Raw genomic sequence first — 16,841 nt, forward strand, 5'->3', positions numbered from 1 at the left:
GCCCGAAGCCTACTCCCGGGCTGCAAGTCGCTGTGGAGCGGCGTGGAATATCGCGTTGCCGAAACGATTCGATCGCAATGGTGGCAGACCTGCAAGCGTTTGCACTAATCTGATCCCATGGCACAGCTTGAGCAGATCGCAGCCCCCGGTTCCGAGTGGTGGCGCAGCGCGGTCATCTACCAGATCTACCCTCGTTCGTTCGCCGACGCCTCTGGTGACGGCATCGGCGACCTGCCCGGCATCACCAGCCGGCTCGACTCCCTGAAGGAGCTCGGCGTCGACGCGATCTGGCTGAGCCCGTTCATGACGAGCCCGCAGCGTGACGCGGGATACGACGTGGCCGACTACCGCGACGTCGACCCGCTCTTCGGCACGCTCGACGACTTCGACACCATGCTCGACGAGGCGCACGCCCGCGGCATCCGCGTCGTCGTCGACCTGGTCCCGAACCACTCGTCTGCTCAGCACGCCTGGTTCCAGGAGGCGCTGAAGGCGGCTCCCGGCAGCCCCGAGCGAGCACGGTACATCTTCCGCGACGGCAAGGGCGAGAACGGCGAGCTGCCCCCCAACAACTGGGAATCCGTCTTCGGCGGCGGCATGTGGGAGCGCATCACCGAGGCCGACGGCACTCCCGGCCAGTGGTATCTGCACATCTTCGACCCCACGCAGCCCGACTTCGACTGGAACAACGAAGAGGTGCGCGAGGAGTTCCGCTCCATCCTCCGCTTCTGGCTCGACCGCGGCGTCGACGGCTTCCGCGTCGACGTGGCTCACGGCATGATCAAGGCCGAGGGCCTGCCCGACTACACCCCGCCGGCCGACGCCGACTCGATGGGCGGCGGCGAGGACGACGTGCCGTACTGGGGGCAGGACGGCGTGCACGAGATCTACCGCGACTGGCACAAGGTGCTCGCCGAGTACGACGGCGATCGCGCACTGTGCGGCGAGGCCTGGATGCCGACGCTGAAGCAGACTGCTCTGTGGGTGCGCCCCGACGAGATGCACCAGACGTTCAACTTCCCGTACCTGATGACCGAGTGGGACGCGAAGGCTCTCGGCGACGTCATCCGCGAATCCCTCGACGCGTTCGGTGCGGTCGGTGCTCCGAGCACCTGGGTGCTGTCGAACCACGATGTCGTGCGCCACGCCTCGCGCCTCGCACTGACCGCCGAGAACCCGCAGGGTGAGGGCATCGGTCCGAACACCCCGCACAAGCCCGACACCGCGATCGGACTCGCCCGCGCCCGCGCGGCGACGACCGTGATGCTCGCCCTCCCCGGCTCCGCCTACCTCTATCAGGGCGAAGAGCTCGGCCTGCCCGAGGCGATGGAGATCCCCGACGCGTTCCGTCAGGACCCGACGTGGTTCCGCACGAACGGCGAGCGCTACGGACGAGACGGATGCCGCGTGCCGCTGCCGTGGGAGGCGGATGCTCCGGCGTTCGGCTTCAACGAGACCGGCGCGTCGTGGCTGCCGCAGCCGGCCGACTGGGCATCGTACTCGCGGGATGTCGAGGAGGTCGACCCCTCGTCGACGCTCGCGCTCTACAAGCGCCTGCTCGCCGGACGCCGGGAGTACGGCTTCGGCAGCGGCTCGCTGGTGTGGGCGGACGCCGGAGCGGATGCGGTGGCATTCCGCCGCGGCGACGTGCACGTGCTCGCGAACCTGGGCACCGAGCCGATCCCGCTGCCCGCCGACGCGTTCGTGATCCTGCAGAGCCAGCTGTTCGACGGCGGCGCTGTGCCGGTCGACACGGCCGTCTGGTACACCACGGCGTAAGCCGGACACGGTGGGGCCGCGGCATCCGATGGGGATGCCGCGGCCCCACCGACTCAGAGAGGAATCCCCATGGCGAGCATCGATGAGGTCGCCCGGCTCGCCGGCGTCTCGACCGCGACGGTCTCGCGCGCTCTGAGCGGCCGAGGCCACGTGTCGGAGTCTGCTCGCCAACGCGTGCAGGAGGCGGCGGCGACGCTCGGATACGTGGTCTCGTCTCGAGCCTCGAGCCTGGCGTCGGGTCGCACCCGCAACATCGGCGTGGTGGTGCCCTTTCTCGACCGCTGGTTCTTCAGCACCGTGCTGTCGGGGGTGTCGTCGGCGCTGATGCGCGAGGGCTACGACATCACCCTCTACAACATCACCGCCGACAAGGACGTGCGCCGCCACGTGTTCGACACGTTCCTGCGGCGGCAGCGGGTCGACGCCGTGATCGCGGTGTCGATCGAGCTCGACGCCGACGAGACGCAGCACCTGCTCGACCTCGGGCTGCCGGTGATCGCGATCGGCGGCCCGAATCCGAAGCTCGACACGCTGACGGTCGACGACGTGGCCGTCGCGCAGCTCGCCACAGAGCACCTGATCGGTCTCGGGCACCATGACATCGCCCACATCGGCGCGAACCCCGAGTTCGACATCGACTTCCACATCCCGACGAACCGTCGCCTGGGGTTCGAGAAGGCACTGGCGAAGGCCGGAATCCCCCTGAACCCCGCCTTCCTCGAACCGGCCGACTTCACCGTCGAGGGCGGATACCGCGCGGCGAAGCAGCTGCTCGGCCGCCCGGGCCCCCGGCCCACCGCCGTGTTCGCGGCATCCGACGAGATGGCCATCGGTGCGATCCTCGCCGCCCGCGACCTCGGCTTCGCCGTGCCGGACGACCTCTCGATCGTGGGCATCGACGGCCATGAGCTCGGCGAGTTCTTCCGGCTCAGCACGGTCGACCAGTTCCCGCTGGGTCAGGGTGAGCGCGCGGCGGATGCCGTGCTCGCCAAGCTCGCCGACGGAGAGGCCGCGGGCATACCCGCAGAGCTCCCCTATGAGCTGAACGTCCGAGGAACGACCGCGCGCCTGGTCTGATCGCGCTGGCCCCGCGACGGGCATACTCTCGTCGTCATCGCGCGCGTCGCGCCACGGCATTCCGCCGCGCGAGGATGCTGCCGCCGATGACCGCCGCGATGAGGGACCCCAGCAGCACGCCGATCTTGACGTGCTCGTCGGCGATCGAACTCGACCCGTAGGCGAGCTCGCCGACCAGCAGGGAGACGGTGAATCCGATCCCCGCGAGGAAGGCCATGCCGGTCAGGTCGGGCCAGCGCAGCGTCTCGTCGAGGCGCAGCGCCGGCACGCGGCTGAGCAGGAAGGTGGTCGCGAGGATCCCGATCGGTTTGCCCAAGACGAGTCCGACGATGATTCCGATCGCGATCGGGTCGGTGAGAGCCGACCGCAGCCCCTCGACACCGCCGATGGTGACTCCGGCCGCGAAGAAGGCGAAGACCGGCACGGCGAACAGCGTCGCCACGACGCCCCACCGATCGGCGAAGTGCGGGGCCAGACCGTCGTACACCGGCTCGCCGTCGGCATCCACTCCCCGTGGGACCCTGGCACGCTCGGTCGGCACGACGGGCACGACGAAGCCCAGCAGCACGCCGGCGACCGTGGCGTGGATCCCTGCGGCGTGGATGCAGACCCAGACCGCTACGGCGAGGGGCAGCAGGATCCACCACGCTCGAACACCCTTCTGCACGAGGAGGGCGAATCCGGCGAGCGGAAGCAGGGCGAGCGTGAGCCACGGGAAGCTGATCGTGTCGGTGTAGAACGTGGCGATGATCGTGATGGCGATGAGGTCGTCGATGATGGCGAGAGTCAGCAGGAAGACGCGCAGAGCGGGCGGCAGGAACCTGCCCACCACGGCGATCACGGCCACGGCGAACGCGATGTCCGTCGCGGTCGGGATGGCCCAGCCGCGCAGGGCGTCACCGTCGCCGGCGTTGATGACGGCGAAGATGACCGCGGGCACGATCACTCCGCCGACGGCCGCGGCGATCGGCAGCGCGGCCTGGCGGGGGTCGCGCAGGCGACCGGTGACGAACTCCTCCTTCAGCTCGAGACCGACGACGAAGAAGAAGATCGCCAGCAGGCCGTCGGCCGCCCAGGCGCCGATGCTGAGGTCGAGGTGCAGCGCGGGGATGCCGAAGGTGAAGTCGCGCACGGACTCGTACCACGACACCGCGGAGGTGTTGGCGAGGATCAGCGCGGCGACGGTGGCGGCGAGCAGGAGCGAGCCACCGAGGACGTCGCTGCGGGCGTTGTTCCGGATGCCGCGCCACAGCTCGTGCGGAGCCAGGCGGAGACGGGGACGGGAAGGAGAAGTGGACACGAAGAGACCTCACGCGAGAGAAGGGGTGAACGGCGCGGAAGACCACACCCCATCGAGGCGTGGTCTAGTCGCGTGGCGGCGGGCAGCCCGCGATCTCACCGTGCGAGAGTGTGCCCCAGACGCTGGTCCAGCCATTCGTGCCCGGGTGCATGACGACGCGCATCGACTTCCTCATCGGGGTCGCCGAACGCAGCTCATGCGGAGCGCGCGTCGAGCCGGCGATCGAGAGAAGGGCCATGGAGCAAGCCTATCGGGGTGTGCCTGACCGACTCAGACGCGTCGCAGCGCTTCTCCGGCCGCGTCGAGCGCGCCGTCGGCGAGAGAGAAATACGCCCACTTGCCGCGCTGCTCGCGAGTGACGAGTCCGGCGTCGGCCAGGAGCTTCATGTGGTGCGAGACGGTGCCCTGCGAGAGGCCGACCGGGGCGGTGAGATCGCAGATGCAGGCCTCGCCGCCCTCCGCCGACGAGATGAGCGAGAGCAGGCGGATGCGCGTGGGGTCTCCGAGTGCTTTGAAGAGGTGCGCGATGCGCTCGGCCTCGGCGACCGGCAGCCCGGCTGCGGTGCCCGGGGTGCAGCAGGCGGTCTGCTCGATCGTCACCGGAAGCGTCATGCGACCATCCTCTCACGTATTGACATTCTTCGATACGTGAGCGACGCTTTTCATATCGATGATTTTCAATCTGAGGGGATGCGATGTCTGAACTGCCCGTCGTGGTGATCGGAGCGGGGCCGCAGGGCCTCGCCGCAGCGGCACATCTGGTCGAACGCGGTGAAGACGTCGTGGTGGTCGAACGAGGGCAGGGGGCTGCGAGCGCCGTCTCGGAGTGGGGGCATGTGCGCCTGTTCTCGGCATGGCCGGAACTGACCGACTCGGCCGCCCGTCGCCTGCTCGAGCCGACGGGGTGGAGCGCTCCTGCGTCGGGCTACCCGACCGGGGCGGAGTGGGTGAGCGACTACCTGGCGCCGCTCGCGGGCGCCCTGGGAGGCCGCATCCGCTACGCGACGACCGTCACGGGAGTCGCACGCCAGGGGCGCGACAAGGTCGTCGACGCCGGGCGCAGGAGTTCGCCGTTCGTCGTGCACACCGTCGACGTCGACGGTGTCGAGTCCCGCATCCTCGCCCGTGCCGTCGTCGATGCGAGCGGCACGTGGGGCATGCCGAATCCGGCAGGCGCCGACGGCTTCCCGGCGGTCGGCGAGCGGGCGGCATCCGATCTCATCTCGTATCGCGTCCCGGCCGACGTGGCGGAGCTCGCCGGCGAGCACGTCGTCGTCGTCGGAGCGGGGCACTCCGCCACCCATGCGGTGCTGCGCCTGAGCGAGCTGGCTCGCCGCGCACCGGGAACCCGGGTGACCTGGCTGCTGCGCCGCGGCAGCGCCGCGAACGTCTTCGGCGGCGGCAGTGGCGACGAGCTGCCGGAGCGCGCCGCACTGGGCGCTCGCGCCCGCAAGGTCATCGACACGGGCGTGGTCGAGCTGGTCACGGGGTTCCGCGTCGCGGAGTTCCGCGCCGGGGGCGACGGCATGACGATCGTCGCCGAGGACGGACGCGAGGTGGCGGCTGTCGGACGGGTCTTCGCGCTGACCGGCTTCCGTCCGGACACCGGCATCCTGCGGGAGCTGCGCATCGACCTCGACACCTCCCTCGAGGCCGTCGCCGGCATCGCCGCAGAGATCGATCCGAACATCCACTCGTGCGGATCGGTGTCGGCGACCGGCGCACGCGAGCTCGCACAACCGGAGCCCGGGCTCTTCATCGTCGGCGCGAAGTCGTACGGCCGCGCACCGACGTTCCTCGCGCTGACGGGGTACGAGCAGGTGCGCAGCGTCGCCGCACACCTGGCCGGAGATCACGAGGCCGCGGCCCGCACTGAGCTCGTCCTCCCTGACACCGGCGTCTGCGGCGGATCGGGAGACTTCGGTGAAGCGGATGGTGCAAGCTGCTGCGCCGCACCGAGTGTGCTCCAGATCGGCAGGATTCCGTCGCCGTCGCCCGAGCCCGCACGCTCGCTTACCCTGGAGACATCATGACGACCACCACCAAGCCCTCCGTCCTGTTCGTGTGCGTGCACAACGCCGGACGCTCGCAGATGGCCGCAGGCTTCCTGCGCGAGTTCGCCGGAGACCGCATCGAGGTGCGATCCGCCGGTTCCATGCCCGCCGAGCAGATCAACCCGGTCGCGGTCGAGGCGATGGGCGAGCTCGGCATCGACATCACCGCCGAGCAGCCCAAGGTGCTCACGACCGAGGCCGTACAGGCATCCGACGTCGTCATCACGATGGGATGCGGCGACGCCTGCCCGTTCTTCCCGGGCAAGCGCTACGAGGACTGGAAGCTCGACGACCCGGCCGGCCGGGGCATCGACTCCGTGCGTCCGATCCGTGACGAGATCCGCCGCCGCATCGAGACGCTCGCGGGCGAACTGCTGGCCTGACCCCGACCCCTGCGCCTCGGGAGGAGAACTGCGCTTCGGGAGGACGGACGCTGCGACATCCTCCTCCCGAAGACGAGATCTCCTCCCGAAGGCAGGGACGGGGACGGATCAGCAGGCGACTCAGCGGGCGACGATGAGGCCCTGCGTCTTCTCCTGCACGGCCTGGAACCGACGCTGCACGTCGGACCAGTTGACGAGCTCCCAGAACGCCTTGACGTAGTCGGCGCGCACGTTGAGGTAGTCGAGGTAGTAGGCGTGCTCCCAGACGTCGAGCTGCAGCAGCGGGGTGACGCCGAGCGGGGCGTTGCCCTGCTGGTCGAACAGCTGGAAGATGACAGGTCGCGCTCCGACGCTGTCCCACGCGAGCACGGCCCAGCCCGAGCCCTGCACGCCGAGTGCGGTCGCCGTGAAGTGCGCGCGGAAGGCGTCGATCGAGCCGAACGCGTCGGTCAGTGCCGCCTCGAGCTCGCCCTCGGGGTTGCCGCCGCCGTCGGGCGAGAGGTTCTCCCAGAACACCGAGTGGTTGATGTGACCGCCGAGGTTGAAGGCGAGGTCCTTCTCGAGCTTGTTGACCGCGGCGAAGTCGTTCGAGTCGCGGGCTGCGGCCAGCTGCTCGAGCGCGGTGTTGGCACCGGTCACGTAGGCCTGGTGGTGCTTCGAGTGGTGCAGCTCCATGATCTTGCCCGAGATGTGCGGGGCGAGAGCCGAGTAGTCGTACGGCAGCTCGGGGAGGGTGTACGCAGAGGTCATGCTGTTCCTTTCGGTGGGGTTTCAGTGCTGGTCGTTCGGCAGCGAGTGGAATCGGCGGTCGAGATACACGAGCGGGCGGCCGGGCCTTCCGAGCAGCACCTCGTCGATCTCGGCGACCACGACGGTCGATGAGCCGACCGCCACGGTCGACATGGTGTGACCGCGCATCGCCGCTCGCGCCTCAGCCAGATAGGGCTCGCCGGTGGGGAGCGAGCTCCAGCCCTGCTCGGGGGTGAACCGATCAGCGCCGCTCACGGCGAAGCTCTGCGCCAGCGCGGAGTGCTCGTCGTCGATCAGGTGCACGACGAACGTGTCGGCCGAGAGGATCGACCCGGCACTGCCGGTCGCCCTGGTGACCGAGAAGACGATCGCGGCGGGATCGACCGCCACGGACGCGACGCTGGATGCCGTGAGGCCGACCGGCCCCGCGGGGGTCATCGCCGTGATGATCGCGACTCCCGCCGGATGCGCGCGGAACGCGGCCTTGAGCCCTTCACCGACCTCTGAGGGAACCGGCGCTGCGGGGTGCTGCTGACTGCTCATTCGGGTGCCTCCTGAGGCGGAAGTGCGGAGATGATCGGGTGGTCGCGCTCGATGATGCCCAGCTTCGCGGCGCCACCGGGTGACCCCAGCTCATCGAAGAACTCGACGTTGGCCTTGTAGTAGTCCTGCCATTCTTCCGGCAGGTCGTCTTCGTAGTAGATCGCCTCGACGGGGCAGACGGGTTCGCACGCACCGCAGTCGACGCATTCGTCGGGGTGGATGTACAGCGAGCGCTCGCCCTCATAGATGCAGTCAACCGGGCATTCGTCGATGCACGCACGATCCTTGACATCGACGCAGGGAAGGGCGATCACGTAGGTCATAGGGTGGCGGTCTCCGTTCGGGTCACGGTTGCAACCGTATGACCTCAAGTACACTTGAGGTCAAATCGAGGAGGTCGGGATGAGCGCAGACACCGACACGGACCGCACCGTCCACGGTCCTGACGAGCCGTTGACGATCGGCGAGATGAGCAGGCGCACCGGGGTCGCCCCCTCGGCACTGCACTTCTACGAGAGTCTCGGCCTCATCGCCTCTACGCGCACGGCGGGCAACCAGCGGCGCTATGCCAGACACATGCTGCGCCGGGTGTCACTCATCACCGTGGCGAAACGCCTCGGCATCCCCCTCGCCGACGTGCAGCACGCATTCGCCGATGTTCCGCTGACGCAGACGCCGAGTCACGAGGACTGGCAGCGCGCATCGCGACGCTGGAAGCGCGAGCTCGAGAAGCGCCGCGAGGGCATCGAGCGCCTGGAACGCGAGCTGACCGGGTGCATCGGCTGCGGTTGTCTGTCTATGAAGGCGTGCGGCCTGCTGAACCCGGGTGACGCGCTCAGCAGCCAGGGCGCGGGCCCGCAGCGCCTCCGCGACGAGGACGCCTGAGCGCCCCCGTCGCAGACGATCAGGCCACGGTGAACGCAGCGCTCAACAGCACCTCGTCGCGCGAGCTCGGACCCACGAGCAGTTCGAACGCACCGGATTCGACGCGACGGATGCCGGCGGCGTCGACGATCGAGCACTCCGCCACCGCGAGCTCGAGACGCACTCGCGCCGACTCCCCCGGCGCGAGGTCGACCTGACGGTAGCCCTTGAGCTCCCGGTCGGCCCAGCTCACGCTCGTGATGGAGTCGCGCACGTAGACCTGCACGGTCTCGCGCACCGGACGCTCGCCCGTGTTCGTCACCGTCACCTCGGCGATGATCGTGTCGTCGCGACCCAGCGTCGTCGAGGCGAGCGACAGCTCGCCGTACGACACCGTCGAGTACGACAGCCCCTCCCCGAACGCCCAGGCCGGGGACTGCGTGAGGTCGGCGTAGCGGTCGCCGTGCTGGCCGCGGATCTGGTTGTAGTACGTGGGCTGCTGACCGACGTGACGCGCGAACGAGATCGGCAGTCGCCCTGACGGCTCGACCGCACCCGAGATGATCTCGGCGAGCGCGCGCCCGCCCTGCATGCCCGGGTTCGCCGCCCAGATCACGGCGGCTGCCTGCGAAGCGGATGCCGGAAGCACCAGCGGCTTGGATGCGAGCAGCACGATCACCACGGGCTTCCCCGTCGCGATCAGCGCGTCGAGCAGGGCGTTCTGCCCACCGATCAGCTCTAGGGTCGCGGTCGAGCGCCCCTCGCCGACGAGCTCGATGCGGTCGCCCACGACGGCGACCACGACTTCGGATTCCGCCGCCGCAGCCACGGCCTCGGCGATCAGCGTCTCGTCCGGTGCGCTCGGCACGACGACCGAGGGCCGGGGCTGGCCGTCGGGGAACTTCGCGCCCCGAGGGTCTTCCTCGAGGGTGAGGATGTCGGCGCCGCGCGCATGCGTGACCGACCACCCCTCGACGCCTGCGAGGCCGTCGAGCACGGTGGTGATCATCTCGCGCGGCTGACCGTCGAGCCATCCGGCCTGGCCGGACCCACCGGCCCAGTCGCCGAGCTGCGTCTGGGCGTCGTCGGCCAGCGGCCCGACGACGGCGACCTTCAGCGCTGTCGCGGCATCCAGGGGCAGCACGCCGTCGTTCTCGAGCAGCACGATCGAGCGACGCGCGGTCTCGAGGTTGAGTTCGGCGTGCGCGGCGCTGCCGACCACGGCATCCAGGTCGTCCTGCGGAAGCCGCGGGTCTTCGAACAGCCCGAGCTCGAACTTGAGGGTGAGGATGCGGGCCACGGCGTCGTCGAACGCGTCTTCGGCGAGCAACCCGTTCGACACCGCCTCGAGTGCGCCCTCGAAGAAGCCCGGAGTGTTCATGACCATGTCGTTGCCGGCGCTCACGGCGGCGGCCGAGGCGTGGGCGTAGTCGGGCTGCACGTGCTGCTCCCACACCATGCGGCCGACGTTGTCCCAGTCGGTGATGAGTGTGCCTGTGTAGCCCCACTCGCCACGAAGAACGTCGCTGAGCAGCCAGTCGTTGACCGTGATCGGCACGCCGTCGGTCGTCTGGTAGCCGAGCATGAACGTGCGGCATCCCTCGCGGGCGACCCGCTCGAACGGCGGCAGGAACCACGACCGCAGCTTGCGCCGAGAGATGTCGGCCTCGCTCGCGTCGCGTCCGCCCTGCGTCTCGGAGTAGCCGGCGAAGTGCTTGGCCGTCGCGAGGATGGCGGTCGGGTCGTCGAGGCCGTCGCCCTGATATCCGCGCACCATCGCCGAGGCGAGTTCGCCGATCAGGAACGGGTCTTCGCCGAAGGTCTCGTCGATGCGACCCCAGCGCAGGTCGCGCGCGATGCACAGCACCGGCGAGAAGGTCCAATGGATGCCGGTCGCCGCGACCTCGACCGCGGTCGCCCTCGCGACCTTCTCGACGAGCTCGGCATCCCACGTCGCAGCCATTCCGAGCTGTGTCGGATAGATGGTCGCTCCGGGCCAGAACGAGTGGCCGTGGATGCAGTCCTCTGCGACGAGCAGCGGGATGCGCAGCCGTGTCTGGGAGGTCAGCTCGTTCGCCCGGATGATGCGCTCGGGCGAGGTGTGCAGGATCGAGCCGACGTGCTTGCCCAGCACGTGGTCGTCGAGGTCGTCGCGGGCGTCGAGCTGCAGCATCTGCCCGACCTTCTCCTCGACCGTCATGCGGTCGAGGAGGTCGGCGACGCGCGCCGCGATCGTCAGTTCGGGGTCGAGGTAGGGCAGGGATTCGGTCAGGGTCTGAGAGGTCATCACTTCGTGTTCTGTGTCTTCGTGTCGTGTGTCTGGTTCGTCGTATCGTCCGCGGCGTTCTGCACGGTACCCGAGTCGGTTGTCGGGATGCTGCGCACCGCCGTCACCGGGTCGTTCACGTTGAGCCCCTTCTTCTTCATCGCGCGGGCGCGCTCACCCGCCGACCGCAGCCGCGGGTTGACGTACTCGTCGATGCCGAAGTTGATGAGCGACAGGGCGACGCCGATGATCGCGATGCAGAGCCCTGCGGGCACGTACCACCACCACAGCCGCGGGAACGCGCCGTTCTGCTGCGCCCAGAAGAGGATCGTGCCCCAGTTGAGGTTGCTCACCGGGATCACGCCGATGAAGGCGAGGGTCGTGAGGCCGAGGATCGCCGCCGTGACGGTGCCGACGAAGCTCGACGCGATCAGCGCCATGAGGTTCGGCAGCATCTCGACCGTGATGATGCGGTGCAGCGGTTCGCCGTTGGCGCGGGCGGCCTGGATGAAGTCGCGGTTGCGCAGCGACATGGTCTGCGCGCGCAGCACACGCGCACCCCACGCCCAGCCCGTGAGTCCGAGCACCGCGGCGATCACGATGAGCGGCGGGTTCTCGAACTGCGACGCCACGATGATGATCAGCGGGATGCCGGGGATCACGAGGAACACGTTGGTGAGGGCCGAGAGCGACTCGCTCTTCCAGCCGCGCACGTAGCCGGCGATGACGCCGATCGTGATGGCGATGATCGTCGCGATGATGGCCGACAGGAAGCCGACCACGACGACGCCGCGCGTGCCGAAGATCAGCTGGCTGAGCACGTCTTCACCCATGTGCGTGGTGCCGAGCCAGTGGTCGAGCGAGGGCGGCTGCCGCAAGGCCGTGCGGTCTTTCTGCGTGGCCCCGTAGGGGGCGAGCAGCGGGGCGAAGATCGCGATCAGCACGAACACCCCGAGGATGATCAGGCCGGCGATCGACTTGGGGTTGCGGAACATGGCGAACGAGTGCGCGAGCTGCGACCAGAAGGTCTTGCGGCCGGGCGCGCCGTCGCGCGCGGTGCGGAACGTCGCGGTCTCCGGCATCCCGGTGGGGACCGTGCTGCCGTCGGGGGCCGTGGTGTCGGTCGAGGTGGGAACGCTCATGTCAGGCCTCCGTCTGGCGCGTGCGCGGGTCGAGGTATGCGTAGACGATGTCGGCGAGGATGTTGGCGACCAGCACCGACAGCGTGATCACCAGGAAGACTCCCTGCATGAGGGCGAAGTCCTTCGCATTGGTGGCGTCCAGCAGCAGCTTGCCGACGCCCGGGTAGCTGAAGACCATCTCCATGACGATCGTGCCGCCGACGATGAAGCCGATCGACAGCGCGAAGCTCTGGATCTGCGGCAGCACGGCGTTGCGGGCGGCGTATGCCCACAGCACCCGCCTGTTCGGCATGCCCTTCGCCTGCGCTACCGTGATGTAGTCCTCGTCGAGCACCGTGAGCATCATGTTGCGCATGCCCAGCATCCATCCGCCGAGCGACGCGATGATGATCGTGACCGCCGGCAGGGTGCCGTGCATGATCACCTGACCGATGAAGTCGAGGCTCCATTCGGGCGACTGGCCCTTGTCGTAGGCGTGCGACGACGGGAACCATTTGAGCGTCGACGAGAAGATCGCGATCGCGATCAGACCCAGCCAGAAGTACGGGATCGTGTTGAAGAACGTCGTGATCGGGATGAGCGCGTCGAGCCTGCTGCCGCGCTTCCAGCCGACGATCGCGCCGCCGACCGTTCCGAGCGCGAAAGAGATGATCGTCGCGATTCCGACGAGGCCGAGCGTCCACGGAAGAGCGGATGCCAGCACCTCGGTCACCGGACGAAGACCGTGCAGCGTGGAGATGCCGAGGTCGCCGCGGAACAGCATCGCCCAGTAGTCGAGGTACTGCTGCCACATCGACTTGTCGGTGTCGACGCCGAGCAGGATGCGCAGCGACTCCGCAGCCTCGGGGCTGACGTTGCGGTTGCGGGCGAGGTACGAGCTGACCGCGTCGCCCTTCATGAACCGGGGCAGGAAGAAGTTGATCGTGATGGCCGCCCACAGCGTGAACAGGTAGAACCCTGCGCGTCCGGCGAAGAACCGCCAGGGTACGAGCTTCCTCCCCTTCTGCGCGGTGGTCGCCGTCGTGCCGACCTCGAGCGCGTCGCGGTTCTCCTGTTCGATCTGACCCAGATCGGGGGATGCGGTGGTCACAGTGCACCTCCGTGCGAGCCGGTCGTCGCGAAATGCTTGTCGGGGTCGGGAGACGCCGCCCGCAGCTCGCGCGTGTAGGGGTCCTGCGGGTTGAGGATCACGTCGTCGGCATCGCCGTACTCGACGACGCGACCCTGGTTGAGCACCATGATCTTGTCGCTGAAGTGCCGCGCGGTCGCGAGGTCGTGGGTGATGTAGAGCACTCCGAGGCCCTCTTCTCGCTGCAGATCGGCGAGCAGATTCAGCACCCCGAGACGGATCGACACGTCGAGCATCGACACGGGCTCGTCGGCGACGAGCAGTGACGGACGCGAGGCGAGCGCGCGGGCGATGGCGACGCGCTGACGCTGGCCACCGGAGAGCTCGTGCGGACGGCGGTCGATCACGGCATCCGCATCGAGGCGCACGCGCTCGAGCAGTCGGCGCACCTCTGCCTCGGTCTCGTTCTTGGGCACGACGTCGTCGAGCCGGATGGGGCGCTCGAGGTGGTACCTGATCGAGTGGTACGGGTTGAGCGACGCGAACGGGTCTTGGAAGACCATGCGCAGCTGCTGACGGTACCTCCTCAGGCCCTTGCCGCGCCGGGGAATGGGCGTGCCGTCGAGCCGCACCTCGCCCGACGTGGGCGTCTCGAGCTGGGTGAGGATCTTCGCGATGGTCGACTTGCCGCTGCCCGACTGACCGACGAGACCGATGGTCTGGCCGGAGTTCAGGGTGAAGCTGACGTTGTCGAGAGCCTTGAGCTGACCGGCTCCTCTGACGTTGTAGACCTTGGTGACATCGGCGAACTCGAGAGTCGTCATCGGGTCAGCACTCCTCTCGCGCCGGTGAGACGGGGGAACGACGACAGCAGGGTCTTCGTGTAGTCGTTCTGCGGGTTCGTCCAGATCTGCTCGGCGGAGGCGAGCTCGACGATCTCGCCCTCGCGCATGATCGCGATGCGGTCGCTGATCTCGAGCAGCAGCGGCAGATCGTGGGTGATGAAGATGACCGAGAAGCCGAACTCGTGACGCAGCTGCGAGATCTGCTTGAGGATCTCACGCTGCACCAGCACATCGAGAGCCGTGGTCGGCTCGTCCATGACCATCAGCTGCGGGCGCAGCGCCAGGGCCATCGCGATCATGACGCGCTGACGCATGCCACCCGACAGCTCGTGCGGGAACGAGCGTGTGCGCTGACGGCCGACCTTGACGATCTCGAGCAGCTCCTCGGCCTCGGCCCTGCGCTGCTTGCGAGTCATGCCGGGCCGGTGGATCTCGAACACGTCCTCGAGCTGCGAGCCGATCGTCGCCACCGGGTTGAGCGCGTTCATCGCGCCCTGGAACACCATGGAGACCTTGTCCCAGCGGAACTTCTGCATCGCATCGACGTCGAGCGCGTTGATGTCGACGTCGACACCGGATGCGTCGTGGAACGTCACGCTGCCGCCCGCGATCACGGCCGGAGCCCGCAGCAGACGCTGCACGCCGTAGGCGAGGGTGGTCTTGCCGCATCCGCTCTCTCCCGCGAGGCCGAGGATCTCTCCTCGCTGCAGTTCGAGCGTCACGTTCTTCACCGCCTCGACGGGCGGATCGACGTCGTACACGACAGAGAAGTCGCGCACGCTGAGCAGGGGTTCTGACATGGGATGTCCTTCGTCGGGGGGGCGCGTTTCGTCTCGGTCCTTCGGTCCTCGCTCAACGACCGGGGGGGGTGGCCTCCCCCGGTCGTTGAGCGAGCGAAGCGAGACGAAACGCGCCGAATCTGCGTACGACGCCTCGTGCTTACTCGGCCGGCTTCAGCTTCGTGAGGATCTGCACGATGTTCTGCTGAGTCGGGTCGCCCGAGGCATACGGGTCCTCCTCCGAAGGCCACCCGACGTAGTTGCGGGTGTTGTACTCGCCGAGCAGCGGGTGCGCGCCGAGCGGGATCGCCGGGACCTGCTCGACGAAGATCTGCTCGAGCGTCGTGATGGCCGCGGTGCGCTCGTCATCGGACGACGCGTTGGCGTAGGTGTTCAGCGCGTCAGTCGCAGCGGGGTCTTCGAAGCGTCCGAAGTTGAATCCGGCGATGCCCTCGGGCGAGATCCAGCGCGGGTCCATCGTCGACGTGTAGAGACCGTAGGCCGTGCCGCTGTCTTCGAGCCAGTGGATGATGGCCGAGAACGATCCGTCGTCGCGGGGTCCTGCCCAGCCGCCCCAGTCGGGCATGTCGATCTTGACCTCGGCGCCGATGGCCTCGGTGACGTCTTCGGCGATGAGCTCCTGCGCGGTGTTCCAGTCGCTCCACCCCGAGGGCACCGAGAGCGTGAACGAGACGGGCGTGCCGTCGGGGTCGATCAGCGCGTCGTCCTTCCAGGTGTATCCGGCTCCCTCGAGCAGGTCGCGCGCCTTCTCGGCATCGACGGAGTACTCCTCGCCCTGGAACTCGGGCTGGATCTCGTCTTCGAGGATCGACGAGAGTCCGGTCACAGACCACACCGGCTCGCTCGCCCCTTCACGGGCGATGTCGACGTACGCGTCGCGATCGATGACCCAGGCGAGGGCCTGGCGGAACGCCACGTCGTCGAACGGCTTCTGCTGCAGGTTCATGAACAGCGTCGCAGAGCCGGTCGTCGGGGCCACGAAGAACTTGTTGTGCTCGGGGTCGGCGTCGAGGAACTGCTCCTGGATCTGCGGGATGAACGCCTGCGCCCAGTCGGCCTCGCCCTGTGCGAGAGCGGTGGTCAGTGCCGTGTTGTCGCCGTAGGAGACGTAGTGCAGTTCGGGAACCGCGAGGTCGCCGCCCCAGTAGTCGTCGCGCGCCTCGAGGGTGACCGACTCGGTCGACCAGTTCGACAGCGCGTAGGGGCCGGTGCCGACCAGGTCGTCGCCCTTGACGGGGTCGGTGGCAGGCTCGTCGAGGTTCTCCCAGATGTGCTTCGGCACGATCGGCACGTGCAGCACGCGGGCCTGGTTCACGTACTTCGACTCGCCGAAGTTCAGCGTCACAGCGTCGCCGTCGATGGTCGCGCCCTCGAACTTGAGGCCCGCGGTGTCGAGCGCAGGGGTCGAGACGAGCTCGTAGGTGAAGACGATGTCGTCGGCGGTGAAGGGCTCGCCATCGCTCCAGGTGACGTCCTTGCGAGGCACGACGGTGAGGGCCGTGTAGTCGTCGTTCCACTCGATGCTCTCGGCGAGCCAGGGGGTGACCCCCCGATCGCCGGTCTGGTTCACGAGGGCGAGGGTCTCGAAGATGACCTTGCCGTAGCCGTACTTCGAGGCCGACGAGTCGCCGACGTAGGGGTTGTTCGACTCGGTGGTGATCGCACCGTCGGGCTTGGCGATCGTCAGGGCTGCGCCGCCTGCTCCGGCGTCTCCGTCGTTCGATCCGCCGGCTGCGCAGCCGGCGAGGGCCGAGACGCCGAGGGCGGAGATCGCCGCGACAGCGATCATGGACTTTCTGAGCTTCATTGCTTCTCCTTGGGCACGGGTCGTTGTGCTGTGTGGCTGTCGGTGCACGGGCATCCGACCTCATTCGCTTACTGGCGAGAAAGTAAGCTGGTGCGAGGTTACCCGCCAGTAAGTAGAGTTGGCAAGTACGATCCAGTGCAGGATTCGGTGCAGAAGAGGATG

At 68.3% G+C, this 16,841-nt stretch carries 17 protein-coding genes; 5 read left to right on the forward strand and 12 right to left on the reverse strand.

Annotated features, from left to right (window positions below; genetic code table 11):
- Positions 1–117: 117 nt before the first annotated feature.
- Together OB895_RS09625 and OB895_RS09630 are read left to right on the forward strand one after the other, a co-directional pair.
- Complete coding sequence (locus OB895_RS09625) at positions 118–1,779, forward strand: glycoside hydrolase family 13 protein (RefSeq protein WP_079112127.1); 1,662 nt, start codon at positions 118–120, stop codon at positions 1,777–1,779.
- Positions 1,780–1,848: 69 nt separating this feature from the next.
- Positions 1,849–2,856: a LacI family DNA-binding transcriptional regulator gene (locus tag OB895_RS09630; protein ID WP_079112126.1), complete on the forward strand. Its 1,008-nt coding sequence runs from the start codon at positions 1,849–1,851 to the stop codon at positions 2,854–2,856.
- 34 nt (positions 2,857–2,890) lie between these two features.
- Here the strand turns inward: OB895_RS09630 and nhaA are convergent, their stop codons facing one another.
- The 3 genes from nhaA to OB895_RS09645 all read right to left on the reverse strand — a co-directional run bounded on the left by nhaA (position 2,891) and on the right by OB895_RS09645 (position 4,768).
- Positions 2,891–4,156, reverse strand: a complete 1,266-nt coding sequence (nhaA, locus tag OB895_RS09635) for a Na+/H+ antiporter NhaA (RefSeq protein WP_052492858.1) — start codon at positions 4,154–4,156, stop codon at positions 2,891–2,893.
- Positions 4,157–4,220: 64 nt separating this feature from the next.
- Positions 4,221–4,394 carry a hypothetical protein gene (locus tag OB895_RS09640; RefSeq protein ID WP_164481681.1) on the reverse strand — a complete coding sequence of 58 codons (174 nt, stop codon included), beginning with the start codon at positions 4,392–4,394 and terminating at the stop codon, positions 4,221–4,223.
- 32 nt (positions 4,395–4,426) lie between these two features.
- The gene (locus OB895_RS09645; protein ID WP_079112125.1) at positions 4,427–4,768 is read right to left on the reverse strand and encodes an ArsR/SmtB family transcription factor; all 342 of its coding nucleotides are present in this window, start codon (positions 4,766–4,768) and stop codon (positions 4,427–4,429) included.
- An 83-nt stretch (positions 4,769–4,851) separates the two neighbouring features.
- Between OB895_RS09645 and OB895_RS09650 the strand changes: the two genes are divergently transcribed.
- The gene (locus OB895_RS09650; RefSeq protein WP_079112124.1) at positions 4,852–6,189 is read left to right on the forward strand and encodes an FAD-dependent oxidoreductase; all 1,338 of its coding nucleotides are present in this window, start codon (positions 4,852–4,854) and stop codon (positions 6,187–6,189) included.
- Positions 6,186–6,593 (forward strand): arsenate reductase ArsC, encoded by a 408-nt coding sequence (locus tag OB895_RS09655; RefSeq protein WP_079112123.1) that lies wholly within the window; start codon positions 6,186–6,188, stop codon positions 6,591–6,593. The genes OB895_RS09650 and OB895_RS09655 overlap by 4 nt, the downstream gene beginning before the upstream one ends.
- Before the next feature lie 120 nt (positions 6,594–6,713).
- On the opposite strand, the gene OB895_RS09660 is transcribed toward OB895_RS09655, so the two are convergent.
- From OB895_RS09660 to fdxA, 3 genes are read right to left on the reverse strand one after another with little or no spacing between them, the layout of a single operon-like run.
- On the reverse strand, positions 6,714–7,343 hold the full coding sequence (locus OB895_RS09660; RefSeq protein WP_042538081.1) for a superoxide dismutase: 630 nt from the start codon (positions 7,341–7,343) through the stop codon (positions 6,714–6,716).
- Positions 7,344–7,364: 21 nt separating this feature from the next.
- The gene (locus OB895_RS09665; RefSeq protein ID WP_042538083.1) at positions 7,365–7,886 is read right to left on the reverse strand and encodes a flavin reductase family protein; all 522 of its coding nucleotides are present in this window, start codon (positions 7,884–7,886) and stop codon (positions 7,365–7,367) included.
- On the reverse strand, positions 7,883–8,209 hold the full coding sequence (fdxA, locus tag OB895_RS09670) for a ferredoxin (RefSeq protein ID WP_042538086.1): 327 nt from the start codon (positions 8,207–8,209) through the stop codon (positions 7,883–7,885). The genes OB895_RS09665 and fdxA overlap by 4 nt, the downstream gene beginning before the upstream one ends.
- Before the next feature lie 79 nt (positions 8,210–8,288).
- Here fdxA and soxR point away from each other — a divergent pair, with 79 nt between their 5' ends.
- Entirely contained in the window at positions 8,289–8,771 is a 483-nt protein-coding gene (gene soxR, locus OB895_RS09675; RefSeq protein ID WP_042538088.1) for a redox-sensitive transcriptional activator SoxR, read from the forward strand.
- A 19-nt stretch (positions 8,772–8,790) separates the two neighbouring features.
- Here the strand turns inward: soxR and OB895_RS09680 are convergent, their stop codons facing one another.
- The 6 genes from OB895_RS09680 to OB895_RS09705 form a co-directional block, all read right to left on the reverse strand.
- Entirely contained in the window at positions 8,791–11,037 is a 2,247-nt protein-coding gene (locus tag OB895_RS09680) for an exo-beta-d-1,3/1,6-glucosidase (RefSeq protein ID WP_079112122.1), read from the reverse strand.
- Positions 11,037–12,158: an ABC transporter permease gene (locus tag OB895_RS09685; protein ID WP_228385637.1), complete on the reverse strand. Its 1,122-nt coding sequence runs from the start codon at positions 12,156–12,158 to the stop codon at positions 11,037–11,039. Before OB895_RS09685 ends, OB895_RS09680 begins: the two co-directional genes overlap by 1 nt.
- A gap of 1 nt (position 12,159) precedes the next feature.
- Positions 12,160–13,248 carry an ABC transporter permease gene (locus OB895_RS09690; protein WP_042538094.1) on the reverse strand — a complete coding sequence of 363 codons (1,089 nt, stop codon included), beginning with the start codon at positions 13,246–13,248 and terminating at the stop codon, positions 12,160–12,162.
- Complete coding sequence (locus OB895_RS09695; protein WP_042538096.1) at positions 13,245–14,051, reverse strand: ABC transporter ATP-binding protein; 807 nt, start codon at positions 14,049–14,051, stop codon at positions 13,245–13,247. Before OB895_RS09695 ends, OB895_RS09690 begins: the two co-directional genes overlap by 4 nt.
- A complete protein-coding gene (locus OB895_RS09700) occupies positions 14,048–14,872 on the reverse strand; it encodes an ABC transporter ATP-binding protein (protein WP_042538098.1) in 825 nt (274 codons plus the stop codon). Before OB895_RS09700 ends, OB895_RS09695 begins: the two co-directional genes overlap by 4 nt.
- 139 nt (positions 14,873–15,011) lie before the next feature.
- Positions 15,012–16,679, reverse strand: coding sequence for an ABC transporter substrate-binding protein (locus tag OB895_RS09705; protein WP_079112121.1), 1,668 nt, complete (start codon positions 16,677–16,679; stop codon positions 15,012–15,014).
- Positions 16,680–16,841: the final 162 nt, after the last annotated feature.

It is taken from the genome of Microbacterium forte, from assembly GCF_031885415.1.
Classification (GTDB): domain Bacteria; phylum Actinomycetota; class Actinomycetes; order Actinomycetales; family Microbacteriaceae; genus Microbacterium; species Microbacterium forte.

Bases quoted from the DNA above. Each gene is read 5' to 3' on its own strand.
- OB895_RS09625 (WP_079112127.1), top strand. From the start codon at position 118: ATGGCACAGCTTGAGCAGATCGCAGCCCCCGGTTCCGAGTGGTGGCGC.
- OB895_RS09630 (WP_079112126.1), top strand. From the start codon at position 1,849: ATGGCGAGCATCGATGAGGTCGCCCGGCTCGCCGGCGTCTCGACCGCG.
- OB895_RS09640 (WP_164481681.1), bottom strand. From the start codon at position 4,394: ATGGCCCTTCTCTCGATCGCCGGCTCGACGCGCGCTCCGCATGAGCTG.
- OB895_RS09645 (WP_079112125.1), bottom strand. From the start codon at position 4,768: ATGACGCTTCCGGTGACGATCGAGCAGACCGCCTGCTGCACCCCGGGC.
- OB895_RS09650 (WP_079112124.1), top strand. From the start codon at position 4,852: ATGTCTGAACTGCCCGTCGTGGTGATCGGAGCGGGGCCGCAGGGCCTC.
- OB895_RS09655 (WP_079112123.1), top strand. From the start codon at position 6,186: ATGACGACCACCACCAAGCCCTCCGTCCTGTTCGTGTGCGTGCACAAC.
- OB895_RS09660 (WP_042538081.1), bottom strand. From the start codon at position 7,343: ATGACCTCTGCGTACACCCTCCCCGAGCTGCCGTACGACTACTCGGCT.
- OB895_RS09665 (WP_042538083.1), bottom strand. From the start codon at position 7,886: ATGAGCAGTCAGCAGCACCCCGCAGCGCCGGTTCCCTCAGAGGTCGGT.
- fdxA (WP_042538086.1), bottom strand. From the start codon at position 8,209: ATGACCTACGTGATCGCCCTTCCCTGCGTCGATGTCAAGGATCGTGCG.
- soxR (WP_042538088.1), top strand. From the start codon at position 8,289: ATGAGCGCAGACACCGACACGGACCGCACCGTCCACGGTCCTGACGAG.
- OB895_RS09680 (WP_079112122.1), bottom strand. From the start codon at position 11,037: ATGACCTCTCAGACCCTGACCGAATCCCTGCCCTACCTCGACCCCGAA.
- OB895_RS09685 (WP_228385637.1), bottom strand. From the start codon at position 12,158: ATGAGCGTTCCCACCTCGACCGACACCACGGCCCCCGACGGCAGCACG.
- OB895_RS09695 (WP_042538096.1), bottom strand. From the start codon at position 14,051: ATGACGACTCTCGAGTTCGCCGATGTCACCAAGGTCTACAACGTCAGA.
- OB895_RS09700 (WP_042538098.1), bottom strand. From the start codon at position 14,872: ATGTCAGAACCCCTGCTCAGCGTGCGCGACTTCTCTGTCGTGTACGAC.
- OB895_RS09705 (WP_079112121.1), bottom strand. From the start codon at position 16,679: ATGAAGCTCAGAAAGTCCATGATCGCTGTCGCGGCGATCTCCGCCCTC.